Here is a 12,280-nt window from a genome sequence, read left to right on the forward strand (position 1 = left end):
TCCGTTAACATGCCCATTCTTTTTTCTTGATTTATATTGCATTTGTATGTGAGGTTATTTATTCATGGATTCAATCTATGAATCACTGACGGAATTAGAAAAAACAGGGCTTACATTGCGTGATTTTTTTAATTCTCATGATAGTCGTTCACTGAAATCTGCCTACGTGAGATTAAATCCCACTGCTGCGGTAAACCTTACCGACCGAGCGTGGCTGGAGGCGGAGTATGACTTTAATGCGCTATTCGTCGGTCCTGGCAAGCTGCTGGCTGCGCCTTTCGCTTCAGTGTATCTGGAAGAGGATGCGCTGGTGATGGGAAAGGCGACGCTGGAGATACGGGAGTTTATGGCAGCGTTGGGATTATCGGTTAATCAGGAAAGCAATATTCCTGACGATCATATTTCCTGCGTGCTGGAATTGACCACACTATTACTGGCTAATACCCGGCAAACGTCACAATACCGCTCTACCCTCACTCAATATATCAATAACTATTTAACAAAGTGGGTGCCATTATATATCGAAAAAATAAAAACTCATGCACAAACGACCACGTTATATACGGTGGCGGACATCTTATTTTATTGGCTTGATGAATTAAAACGAGAGTATCAATATGAGTAATGAGACGGGACATCTGAACAGACGTTCTTTTTTAAAGGGGATAGTGGCGCTGGGCGCCGTTGCGGCTTTACCCGGAGGATTACTGACCTCCCGATGCGCGTTTGCGCAGCCGCCTGTTCCCTTTAACCCTAAAACGTACAAAATTTATCGTAACGCGTGTCCGCGTAACTGCTATGACACCTGTAGCCTCAAGACGTGGGTAAAGGACGGGGTCATTACTTTCGTGGAAGGTGCGCCGGAATCAACATTTACTCACGGTACCCCTTGCGTCAAAGGGCTAAGCTATCCGCGCCGGGTTTATAGCCCCGATCGTATTAAATATCCCATGGCGCAGGACGTTCGCGGTAGCGGCAACTGGCGTCGCATCTCATGGGAAGAGGCGATGCAGCGCATTGCCGCCAAGATGCTGGAGATTAAGAAAAAAGACGGTTCTATGCTCGGTCTGGCGCTGACCAAATATTCCGGTAAGTTTGGCGTGCTGAACTATGCCGTTGAAGGGATGATGTCCTCGCTTGGCTACACCACCCGTTTTGCCGGTACGCCGTGCTGGCCTGCCGGCATCGACGCGCAAAACTACGACATGGGCGACATGTGGTGTAACGACCCGGAAGATATGGTGAAAGCGAAATACATCATTATCTGGGGCGCCAACCCGGCCTGGTGCTCAATGCACAGTATGAAGTACATCTATCAGGCGCGCGAGAAAGGGGCGAAGGTCGTGGTTATCGACCCGCTGCTGTCGCAGACTGCCGCCAAAGCCGATCTCTACCTGCGCGTACGGCCAGGCTCAGACGGCGCGCTGGCGCTGGGGATGGCGCGCCACCTGGTGGATAAAGGCCTGGTGGATCAGAATTTTGTCAACAATGATGCTCACGGCTATCCGGAATTTGAAGCCTATCTGCGCAATAACGTCACCGTGGAATGGGCGGCAGAAATCTGCGGCCTGTCTGCGGATGTCATTCGCCAGCTGGCGGAAGAGTTTACGGCGGTTAAGCCGGCCACGGTCTGGATTGGTTACGGGATGCAGCGTCATGTCAACGGCGGCGCCAACGTCCGCGCTATCGATGCCTTTGTCGCTATGTCCGGCAACATTGGTGTCGAAGGCGGCGGCGCGCGTTATGGCCATCTGCATACCTGGGGCTTTAACTATAACGCCATGCTGCAGAAGCCGCCGGAGGGCGCCATTGGCATATCGGGAGCGGCGGGCACCACCAGTGAATTCGGGGCTGCCGCTGGCAGCGACGCCGTGCAGTACTCCGATCGCTCTCTGAATATCAACCAGACGGCGCAGGGGATTCTGGAGGCCAACGATCCGCCGGTTCGTATGCTGTGGGTCGCCTGTAAAAACCCGTTTGCCCAGGATTTCGATCGCAGCAAGATGAAAAAAGCGTTTGAAAAACTGGAAATGGTGGTCTGCGCCGAACAGTTCTTCAACGAAACGGTGCAACACGCTGATATCGTGCTGCCCGTTACCACCGCGTTTGAAGAGTGGAACGTGGATGCTTCTTACTGGCACTACTGGCTTTCCATTAATCAGCCGGCGATTAAGCCGATGTATGAAGCAAAATGCGACCTTGAAATCGCTACCATGCTGTCGCGCACCATTAATAAGATGGCGCCGGGTTCCTGTACCTTCCCGCAAGAGTTCGATCACAAGCGCTGGCTGGATCAGGAGTTCAACGACGGTATGGCGAAAATGTTCGGCATCTCTTCCTGGGACGATCTGCTGGACGGGCCGAAAAAAGCGATCCTGCCAAGTTCTGCCGCCTGGTACGATCGCAAGTTCAAAACGCCGTCAGGCAAGTATGAATTTAAATCTGAACTGGCGGAGAAAAACGGCCACACCGCGCTGCCGGAATACAAACCGGAAGCCGAGAGCAAACTGCCGTTCCATCTGTTTACGCCGCACGTGCAGTTTGGCCTGCACTCGCAGTTTATCAACCTGGACTGGATGCAGGTGTTCTACCCGGAACCGTTCGTTTATATCCACCCTTCTTCCGCACAGAAAAAAGGCATCAGCGAGAACGATCTGGTCAAAGTTTTCAATGGCACCGGTGAAGTTGAGCTGCGGGCAAAAGTCACCACCAACGTGCCGGAAGATTTTCTGGTGATGTATGAAGCGTGGTTCCCGAAACGGCAGTACAACGTGCAAAACGTCGTGGCCGATACGCCTGCTGATATGGGGCTGATGAAAACTGGCGCGCCGGGCGCCGCTATCCACAGTCAGTTTGCTGACGTTGTATTGATCGGTAAAGGGGAATCCGTAGCATGAGACGTGCGTTTTTAGTGAATAGCGATAAGTGCATCGGCTGCCGCGGCTGTGCTATGGCGTGTAAAAGCTTTAACCAACTGGAGCCGGATCGCTTCTGGCGCTACGTTTATCCGTTGGATAAAGACATCTATCCACATGAAGAGCGGGCGTTTTACTCGCTGGCCTGTAACCACTGCGAACATCCGGCCTGCGTCGCCGCCTGTCCGGTCGAAGCCTATACCAAACGTGAAGATGGCGTGGTGGTGCATAACCCTGAGCGCTGCATCGGCTGTAAAAACTGTATTCGTAACTGTCCTTATGGCGCGCCGCGTTTTAATGAAGAGACGCGTAAAGCGGAAAAATGCAGTATGTGCTACGAGCGTCTTGATATCGGTATGAATCCGGCGTGCGTAAACGCCTGTCCGGTGGGCGCCTTGTCGATTATCGATTTGGATGCCGATCCTGTGCCCGATAATGCGGTGCAGTATCCGCCAGGGTTCCCGCATATGCCACAGCTCAATCCAGGAACGCGCTTTATTCTGGCGCGCCAGCCTAAGCAGCCGGAGGACAAGTAATGGAAAAATATGAACTGCCGCTGGTGTTTTTTACGGTATTAAGCCAGATGTCTGTCGGGATGGCTTTGGTACTGACATGGCGTACGCTGCGTGGTGAAGTGGAAGGCCAGCGTTTCTATTGGTTGGCCACCGGGCTGGTGCTGGCACTGGCGTCTATTGCCGCGATTCTGCATCTGGCGCATCCCGATCGCGCTTATAATGCGCTGATTAACCTGCGACATGCCTGGTTAAGTCGGGAAATCCTTGGCGCCACGTTGTTTGGCGCAGCGGTCGGCGTAACGTTCCTGGCAAAGGGACATAAAGCGATGGCTCTTATCGCCTCCGTGTTCGGCGTGTTACTGGTGGCGGTGCAGGGGATGACCTACGCCGCGCCAGCGATGGTAGCTATCGCTAATGGGTTTACCATGCTGTTATTTTTTATTACGGTATGGGTCATGGGTTGCGCGGCGATTCCGCTGTTAAAACTCAGGCCTGCCGTTCCTGCGTTACGCCAGGGAATTGTGGTGTGTATCGCGGTACTTATCGCGGCGCCGCTGGTGTGGTTAAGCGGGGGAACGGTCATGCAGATGACGGCGCGTTCATGGCTGGCTTCCCCGTTTTATCTGGCAAGCTTGGTTTGCCTTGCGCTCGCTTTTGTCGCCAGCCGTCACGGTGATTCGCGCCCGAAACTCCTGTTCGTCTTGTTATTCGTTGGCGTATTTCTGAGTCGGCTGGTCTTTTTTGGCGACACGGTGAGTACTATTGTGAATATCGGGCATTTGTACTAACGATGATGCAGTAAAAAGCCCTGCCAGGCGTGACCTGGCAGGGCGTGTCAGTTTTTAGCCACCAGGGTTAACGCACAACCAATACTGGCAGCGTCGCATGGCGCACCACGCTTGAGGCGTTAGACCCCAACAGGTGTGTCGTGATGGACGGATTACGCGAACCGATTACCACGACATCCGCATCCAGTTCTTCGCCCATCTCATTGACGACATCGCGCACGCTACCAAAGCGAACATGTGTTTTAATTCGTGAAGGATCGATACTGAAGTGTCCCACCATCGTTTGCAGACGCGTTTCCGCCTCATGCTGTAAATGTTCTTCAAAGCGGCGCACGTCGGCGGCAAAGCGGTGCAGACTCATGCTCGCGGACCCAGGCAGTACATGCAACAGATGAATGACGCCATCCTGTTGCGCCAGAAACTCAGCGTGGCGAATGGCTTTATCGCTAAGTTCCATTTCAAAAACATCAACCGGCATAATGATTGTCTTATACATACCCGTTACTCCCTGTTAATCAATGCTGAATTTATTCAAGCATATAATAATATTTCTTTCTGCTATTTGTCTGGCAATTTTAAATATTGCGGCAACCTGGCGCTAAAAAAGTCGTGTATTTTCCAGGAAAAATCCTAAAGCCGCCTGTTTTGCCGGCAGTCTCTCCGGGATAGCTACCCTTTTATAGTCGAACGCAACATTCACCGTTACCCCGGAGGCGGCATGAAAGCATTGACGTATCACGGTCCACATCACGTAAAGGTTGAAAACGTACCCGATCCCGGCATTGAGCAGCCTGACGATATCATTTTGCGTGTTACCGCCACCGCGATTTGCGGATCTGATTTGCATCTCTATCGCGGCAAGATCCCCCAGGTAAAACATGGCGATATTTTCGGCCATGAGTTTATGGGCGAGGTGGTGGAAACCGGACATGATGTAAAGAATATTCGGAAAGGGGATCGGGTCGTTATCCCGTTTGTCATTGCCTGTGGTGACTGCTTTTTCTGTCGGCTACAGCAATATTCAGCGTGTGAAAACACTAACGACGGACACGGCGCGGCGATGAATAAAAAACAGATCCCGCCACCGGCGGCGCTGTTTGGGTATAGCCATCTGTATGGCGGCGTTCCCGGCGGACAGGCCGAATATGTTCGCGTGCCAAAAGGTAATGTCGGTCCATTTAAGGTGCCGCCGCTGTTATCTGACGATAAAGCGCTGTTTCTTTCTGATATTTTGCCTACCGCCTGGCAGGCGGCAAAAAATGCTCAGATTCAGCAAGGTTCCAGCGTGGCGGTTTTTGGCGCAGGGCCGGTAGGATTATTGACTATCGCCTGTGCGCGACTGCTGGGCGCGGAGCAGATCTTCGTCGTTGATCACCACGCCTGGCGCTTGCGTTTCGCCGAAGAACGTTACGGCGCGATACCGATCAACTTTGATGATGAGAACGATCCGGCGGAAAAAATCATCGGGCAGACGGCAGGACACCGCGGCGTGGACGCGGTAATTGATGCCGTAGGCTTTGAAGCGAAAGGCAGCATGACGGAGACGGTGCTGACGAACCTTAAACTGGAAGGCAGCAGCGGCAAAGCGCTGCGACAATGTATCGCGGCGGTCAGACGCGGCGGCGTGGTCAGCGTGCCCGGCGTGTATGCCGGTTTTATTCACGGCTTTTTATTCGGCGACGCCTTTGATAAGGGGCTAACTTTTAAAATGGGTCAAACCCATGTTCACGCGTGGCTGGGGGAATTATTACCGCTTATTGAAAAAGGGTTGCTGAAGCCGGAGGAGATTGTCACGCACTATATGCCGTTTGAAGAGGCGGCGCGCGGCTACGAAATTTTCGAAAAACGCAAAGAAGAGTGCCGGAAGGTTATCCTGGTGCCGGGAGCGATGTCGGCACAAGCGGCGCAGAAACAGGCGACGGGAGTAATCAACCCGATGCCAGGCGGCGTTGTCTGAAGCAGGCAGAAATGAAAGGGCTAACGGAAAGAGGATGCGCAGGCATCCTCTGTGTAAACGCATTAACGCTTATGCAGATGGGGTTTAACGCAGGAAGTCGCCCGCGGCTTCAGGCTGATATTCGAGTTCCAGCACTTCGAGATGGGTGGAGGCGCCGCCCGGCAGTTCCCAGTGAATGGTGTCGCCGACGCGCAGTCCCAGCAACGCTGCGCCGACGGGCGCCATTACCGAAAGCTGGGTACTGCTGTCCGTCATATTGGCGGGGTACACCAGCGTCCGCACGCGTGTTTCACCATCGCTCAAATTGCGGAATTTAACGCGGCTGTTCATGGTGACGACATCGTTCGGCATCTCTTGTGGCGAACACATTTGCGCGCGATCCAGTTCGGCGTTGAGCGCGTCGGCAATCGGCAGATCCGCATACGCAGGCTGTTCCAGAAGACGATCAATACGTTCGGCGTCAAGGTCGTTAATGATAATAGTGGGTCTGGACATTTCTTACTCCATGTCATCGATACTGCGAGTAGTGCAGGTAAATGGTCCCAAAAGAAAACCCTCACCGTCTGGCGGCGAGGGTTTAACTCTCATGATGATACTGAGACTTCCCCCGTCTTTGAAGTGATTTAGTTCACATTCGGGTAAATCCTCAAACGTCATAGCCTTGAGTGAATTTTAGTCTACATTCGGGCGTGTTCTCAAATGTGGCTACGGTTTTAAACCTCTGCTTCGTCAATAACCGGCTTTATCGATAATAAACTGTTTCCCGCAGTTGCCGGGATGCGGCTGCGGCTGAAATGAGGCAGAGGAGAGCGGCGCGTTAATCATCGACGCCTTTAGTGAAAACTGAATCTCTGTTAAATAGGCGGGATTGCCATGGCAGTTTACTTTAACGGCTTTGACATTATCCTGGCCCCACATTTGTGCGACGACGCTATCAAACTCAGCGCGGCTAACGGTTTTGCCGTAATTATCCGCCAGAAACTGCCCCAGCGCGCTGTCTTTTATCGCCTTATCCAGCCGTATCATGGTGCCGAAATAGGCATTGGGATCAAACCCGAAACAGGCGCCATGTTTGGCATATTCGTAGCGCTCCAGACAGGAATTCCCCCCCGCGCCGGGCATCACTTCCTTAAGCGCTGCCGCGATGTCAGGCGAAAGTCCGGGGGCGGGGGCGGAGCATTTCCGGCTGGCCTTGACTTCAGGCAGATTCGGGATTGGCCGCGTCGCACAACCAAAGCGCTGCCAGCGTCGCTGGTCAACACCGCGTGCGGCGATAGATTTGGGTAATCCAGGCCACAAGCCGTGGACGGTCAGAAAGTCTGCTTTGTTGGCTGGCTCTTTTTGCAGACGGCACTCATCGGGTTCCCGATGGCGGCGTTCATGCTGGCTTTGACAAAAACCGGTTTGCCAGGAAAGCGCCAGCACATAGTCAGTGAAATCACCGTACTGTTGCGCCTGAAGTTCGTCGGCGTTGGCGGCAAAAATCGGGGTTAAGAGGGCAGCCAGCAGCGGGCTGTAATGCCATATTGTGTTCATGATGAATTCGATAATTTATACACATTATGAATGTTACCCATTTAATCATAAAAAATGCCGCTCAGGTGAACCTGAACGGCATCATTTTTAACCTACGTTGGCGTAATGTTTAATTCCACATTGCCAGAATCGGCCAGCCCACCAGCAACAGCATCGCGATATAGATAACGCCAAAGATTGCGCCAAGCCGCCAGTAGTCTTTGGATTTCACGTAACCGCAGCCGTAGATAATCACACCAGGGCCGGTGGCATACGGCGTCAGACAGCCCATGATACCGATAGACAGCACCAGCAGAATACACAGTTGTTCCATCGGAACGCCCGGAATGCCTTTACCCACCGCCAGAATAACCGGCAGCATGGTCGCGGTGTGAGCGGAAAGACTGGCGAACAGATAGTGTGCGAAATAGAACACCAGTACCAGTACAATGACGGTTGCATCCGGCGAGAAACCTTCCAGATGTGTACTCATGGTATTGGCGAACCAGTCAATAAAGCCGGAGCGGGTTAAGCCATTAGCCATGACCACCAGCGTAGCGAGGTTCACCAGGGTGTTCCAGGCGCTGTTGTAGCGCGTAATGTCTTTCCACGGCACAACATGCAGCGCCAGCATCAGCGAGACGGCCAGCAGACCCACGGCAGTGGCGTTGATGATTTTTCCACCAAAAACCCACAATCCTAAGCTAAGCAGCACCAGGCCAATCAGCGTCCACTCTTTGCGGGACAGACGCCCCATGTTTTTTAACTCGCCGCCAGCCCAGGCTGCGACTTCCGCACTGTGGGTCACTTCAGGTTTATAAAGCACATAGGAGAGCCACGGCGCAACGATCAGTAAAATAATCCCCACCGGCAGAAAGCTGAGAAACCACTGCAGCCAGCTAATCTGGACGCCGGCGATCTTGCTGACGAACTCCAGACCTAACACGTTTGGCGCCGCGCCAGTGACAAACATCGAAGAGCTCAGGCTGGTACTGATCACCATCATCCACATCAAATAACCGCCGATGCGGCGTGCGGAAGGATCGTTTGGAAACGATTTAAACAGCGGCGGCAGGTTCTTGATGACCGGGAAGACAGTCCCGCCGGTACGAGCCGTATTGGAGGGAGTAAACGGCGCCAGCAAAATATCGATAATGACAATCGCATAGCCGAGCGTCAGCGTGCGTTTACCCATGAATTTTACCAAAAACAGCGCAATGCGGCGCCCCAGCCCGGTCACTTCGTAGCCCAGCGCGAAAATAAACGCGCCGAAAACCAGCCAGACCGTGGTGCTGGAGAAACCGGCAAGCCCCCATTTCAGCGCCTGTTTACTGGCGTTAAACGCCGGATCGGCCAGTTCTGAAGCGTCAAATAGCAGGTAATTGCTGCCGATAACGCAAATGGTTACGGCGATAAAACTGATCGCTGTCGCCGGGATCGGCTCCAGGATCATACCGACAATCATCGCGACGAAAACCGCAAAATAGTGCCAGGCCTGCGGCGGCATACCATCTGGAACAGGAATTAGCAACATGACGCCCATCACCACTAATGGGGCCAACAACTTCCATATATTATCTTTGGATAAAGACATAAATGACTCTCCGGAAAGGATATTTTCTATAATTGTGTTAATGATTAACTTGCGAAATTTGCGCTAAAAACCAGGTCACGATCAGCAGATCGGCGCTACCGCCTGGGCTGAGATTGCGTTCAATGCATTGCTGATCGAACCGGTGGAGATAAACGAGATCGTCAGGCGTCCGTATGCCGCCCTGCTGTAATAAGACCGCAGCCTGCTGCTGTAACCAGCGCAGACCGTCCGCCCCGCCGCGCGACGCGACGTTGGTATCGCCGTTAAGCGACATCAGCAGCAGTAAGGTATCAAGCAGCGCCAGTTCCGGATCGCGCCCCTGCGCCAGCAATGCGCGGTAGTGCGGCAACGCGTGGCGGATGACCAGCGGATAGCCTGCTTCCGCTTCGCCGCGCGCGCCGGTTAATCCCAGTTGCTGATACAACCGCTGACCTGCGGTGAGCTGTAGGTTGTTCTGGCGCAGTTCGCGCGTGGTCAGGCCGCGGCAAAAATCGGCGGCGGTAGCGCAGAGTGTTTCTGCGGCGATCGGCTGGCGTAGCTGATACAGGCGGCCAATGGCGGCACACAGTAACCCCAGCGAGAAAATGCTGCCTTTATGGGTATTGACGCCCGCCGTTGCGCGAAACATCGCTGCTTCACAGGCCATCCCCAATGGACGCAGGCCCGCCAGAACTGACTCTGGCGGCAGGCGCGTGCAGCTGGCGCCATATTCCATAAAGCGCGGCAGCCAGTGTCGAATCGCCTCCGCGCTGCGGTGAAAATCCACCAGCGCCATATCTTTGTGTGCGCCGCAGTTTAGTCGGTCTACCAGACCGGGTTTTGGCGATAAATTTACCTCGGTCAGCATGGCGCGCCAGGCCAAATCGGCCCAGGCGTCATACAGCGACTGAGGCTGAATGGAGGCGTTAGTCGGGTTGGCGGGAATCGGCATCATGCAGCAGCGCCTCCATATGAGTCAGTAAATCAGTCAGCGCGTGGGTTTTACCCCGCGCGCATTCAGCCGCGCTTTGCCCGCACAGCAGACAGCGGCGGGCGGGAAGCGCGAAATGGCGGCGGGAGAGTATTTCGCCTTCCGCCGTCAGGACATCGATATCCCACAGGCGCCCCAGTGGATAACGCTGTTCAAGCGCGATGGTCGCCTGTTTGAGCGCCTGAGCGGGCGCGTCAATCGCCAGCAGCCCTTCCGGCCCGCTGGCGGAAGCCAGTGCAGCCTGCTCCCGGATGGTCCAGCCATACTCTTCTGCCAGCGTGTGCAGGGCAGTCACGCCGTGATTAAAGATCCGGCGGGTTAACGCGCTGTCTTTTATCGGGCCTGGCGCCACCACGGTAAAGGAGACCAGTGGAGTGGCGTGGCGCGTTAGCCAGGCGCGCTGTCTTGCTTGTCTCTCATCCCGGCTGGCGAGCAGCTCAGGAATAGAAACGTCGTGACAGGTGGCGAGTTCAGGAAACAGGCGCATGGCTTATTCCTTCACCTGATGCACCACATCGATCACTGAACCGTCGCGATAACGCACGACAGCAATCACGCGGTCGGTGAATTCGATAGGGCGGGGCTGACCGGTAAGCAGTTGCGCGCGTTCGCGCAGCCACTCAATCGATACCACTTTCATTCCCGCTGCTTTCAGGCGTTCAGCCAGCTCCGGACGCGCCGGATTGACGGCGATACCGTGATCGGTGACCAGAATGTCAACGCTGGAGCCTGGTGTGACGCAGGTGGTGACGTTATCAACCAGCGTTGGGATGCGACCGCGCACCAGCGGCGCGACGATGATGGACAGCGCCGCCGCGACGGCGGTATCGCAGTGACCGCCAGACGCGCCGCGTAGAACGCCGTCGGAGCCGGTCAGCACGTTAACATTGAAGTGGGTGTCGACTTCCAGCGCGCTCAGTACCACCACGTCCAGACGGTCGACGGAAGCGCCTTTAGAGCCCCAGTTGGCGTACTGGTTAGCGCTGATTTCGATATGGTTCGGGTTGCGGGCCAAAGATTGCGCAGCGTTACGATCGAAGCTCTGAACGTCAAGCAGTTTGCGGATTAAGCCCTTTTCATGCAGGTCGACCATGGTGGCGGTGATACCGCCCAGCGCGAAATTAGCCACAATGTTGCGGCTACGCATTTTGTCTTCCAGGAAGCGGGTGACCGCCAGCGATGCGCCGCCAGTGCCGGTTTGCAGGGAGAAACCTTCGTTGAAGTAGCCGGAGTGAGCAATGACTTCCGCCGCGCTGCGGGCGATCAGCAGTTCACGCGGATTAGTGGTCATGCGGGTCGCGCCAGCGCCGATTTTGTTTGCATCACCGACTTCTTCGATTTGCACGATCAGATCAACCTGATCCTGAGCGATGCTTGCCGGGTTATGCGGATACGGCAGCAGTTGCTCCGTCAGCATCACGACCTGCTTCGCGCTGTCGGCATCCACCATCGCGTAGCCCAGTGAACCGCAACAGGCCTTGCCGGTATAACCGTTAGCATTACCGAATTCATCGCAGGAGGGCACGCCAAGAAACGCAACATCAATATTGAGTTCGCCGCTTTGTACCAGATGTACACGACCGCCGTGGGAGTGAATCTGAACCGGCTCAGCCAGCAGGCCGCGAGAAATTTCTTCCGCCAGCGGGCCGCGCAGGCCTGACGTATAGATGCGACTGACCACCCCGTTACGAATGTGTTCAACCAGCGGCGCATGGCAGTCGCTTAGCGAACTGGAGGCCAGGGTCAGGTTTTTGAAGCCCATCTTCGCGATGGTTTCCATCACCAGGTTAATCGTCAGATCGCCGCCGCGAAACGCGTGGTGAAAAGAGAGTGTCATGCCGTCGCGTAAACCGGAACGGCGGATGGCCTCTTCCAGGCTGGCGCACAGTTTGTGGTCGCGCGGTTTTTGCGCTTGTAGATCCAATTTTGCCGCACTTTGGTAAGCGCTTAGTTCGCTTTCAGCGTGACGGCTCCAGGCTGCTACGCGATCCTGGCGTTGAGATTCATTTTTCTGCGTCATTTTTTT

At 54.6% G+C, this 12,280-nt stretch carries 12 protein-coding genes; 5 read left to right on the forward strand and 7 right to left on the reverse strand.

The features are described from left to right. Positions 1-64 precede the first annotated feature (64 nt). From ACLD4F_RS12520 to ACLD4F_RS12535, 4 genes are read left to right on the forward strand one after another with little or no spacing between them, the layout of a single operon-like run. Positions 65-625 (forward strand): molecular chaperone, encoded by a 561-nt coding sequence (locus ACLD4F_RS12520; RefSeq protein ID WP_000377444.1) that lies wholly within the window; start codon positions 65-67, stop codon positions 623-625. Continuing rightward, entirely contained in the window at positions 618-2,897 is a 2,280-nt protein-coding gene (locus ACLD4F_RS12525) for a molybdopterin-dependent oxidoreductase (RefSeq protein ID WP_079944456.1), read from the forward strand. The genes ACLD4F_RS12520 and ACLD4F_RS12525 overlap by 8 nt, the downstream gene beginning before the upstream one ends. Beyond that, entirely contained in the window at positions 2,894-3,451 is a 558-nt protein-coding gene (locus ACLD4F_RS12530) for a 4Fe-4S dicluster domain-containing protein (RefSeq protein WP_001250381.1), read from the forward strand. Before ACLD4F_RS12525 ends, ACLD4F_RS12530 begins: the two co-directional genes overlap by 4 nt. After that, the gene (locus tag ACLD4F_RS12535) at positions 3,451-4,218 is read left to right on the forward strand and encodes a dimethyl sulfoxide reductase anchor subunit family protein (RefSeq protein ID WP_000417102.1); all 768 of its coding nucleotides are present in this window, start codon (positions 3,451-3,453) and stop codon (positions 4,216-4,218) included. Before ACLD4F_RS12530 ends, ACLD4F_RS12535 begins: the two co-directional genes overlap by 1 nt. A 67-nt stretch (positions 4,219-4,285) precedes the next feature. On the opposite strand, the gene uspG is transcribed toward ACLD4F_RS12535, so the two are convergent. Continuing rightward, positions 4,286-4,714 carry a universal stress protein UspG gene (gene uspG, locus ACLD4F_RS12540; RefSeq protein ID WP_000278499.1) on the reverse strand — a complete coding sequence of 143 codons (429 nt, stop codon included), beginning with the start codon at positions 4,712-4,714 and terminating at the stop codon, positions 4,286-4,288. Between the two features lie 222 nt (positions 4,715-4,936). On the opposite strand from uspG, the gene ACLD4F_RS12545 reads away from it, so the two are divergent. Then, entirely contained in the window at positions 4,937-6,175 is a 1,239-nt protein-coding gene (locus tag ACLD4F_RS12545; protein ID WP_079944454.1) for a zinc-dependent alcohol dehydrogenase, read from the forward strand. Positions 6,176-6,259: 84 nt separating this feature from the next. Here ACLD4F_RS12545 and rnk read toward each other — a convergent pair whose 3' ends face one another. The 6 genes from rnk to citF all read right to left on the reverse strand — a co-directional run bounded on the left by rnk (position 6,260) and on the right by citF (position 12,274). Then, entirely contained in the window at positions 6,260-6,670 is a 411-nt protein-coding gene (rnk, locus tag ACLD4F_RS12550) for a nucleoside diphosphate kinase regulator (RefSeq protein WP_000089748.1), read from the reverse strand. Positions 6,671-6,904: 234 nt separating this feature from the next. Further along, positions 6,905-7,711 carry a ribonuclease I gene (gene rna / locus ACLD4F_RS12555; protein ID WP_001529051.1) on the reverse strand — a complete coding sequence of 269 codons (807 nt, stop codon included), beginning with the start codon at positions 7,709-7,711 and terminating at the stop codon, positions 6,905-6,907. A 109-nt stretch (positions 7,712-7,820) separates the two neighbouring features. Next, positions 7,821-9,284 (reverse strand): citrate/succinate antiporter CitT, encoded by a 1,464-nt coding sequence (citT, locus tag ACLD4F_RS12560; RefSeq protein WP_000059039.1) that lies wholly within the window; start codon positions 9,282-9,284, stop codon positions 7,821-7,823. A gap of 37 nt (positions 9,285-9,321) precedes the next feature. Further along, on the reverse strand, positions 9,322-10,218 hold the full coding sequence (gene citG, locus ACLD4F_RS12565; protein ID WP_079944453.1) for a triphosphoribosyl-dephospho-CoA synthase CitG: 897 nt from the start codon (positions 10,216-10,218) through the stop codon (positions 9,322-9,324). Then, positions 10,190-10,741, reverse strand: coding sequence for a citrate lyase holo-[acyl-carrier protein] synthase (citX, locus tag ACLD4F_RS12570; RefSeq protein WP_001236064.1), 552 nt, complete (start codon positions 10,739-10,741; stop codon positions 10,190-10,192). The genes citG and citX overlap by 29 nt, the downstream gene beginning before the upstream one ends. A 3-nt stretch (positions 10,742-10,744) precedes the next feature. Beyond that, positions 10,745-12,274 (reverse strand): citrate lyase subunit alpha, encoded by a 1,530-nt coding sequence (gene citF / locus ACLD4F_RS12575; protein ID WP_000192323.1) that lies wholly within the window; start codon positions 12,272-12,274, stop codon positions 10,745-10,747. Between the last annotated feature and the right edge of the window lie 6 nt (positions 12,275-12,280).

Origin of the sequence: Salmonella sp. 741265050_HSA (assembly GCF_046569445.1) — a bacterium.
Taxonomy (GTDB): domain Bacteria; phylum Pseudomonadota; class Gammaproteobacteria; order Enterobacterales; family Enterobacteriaceae; genus Salmonella; species Salmonella enterica.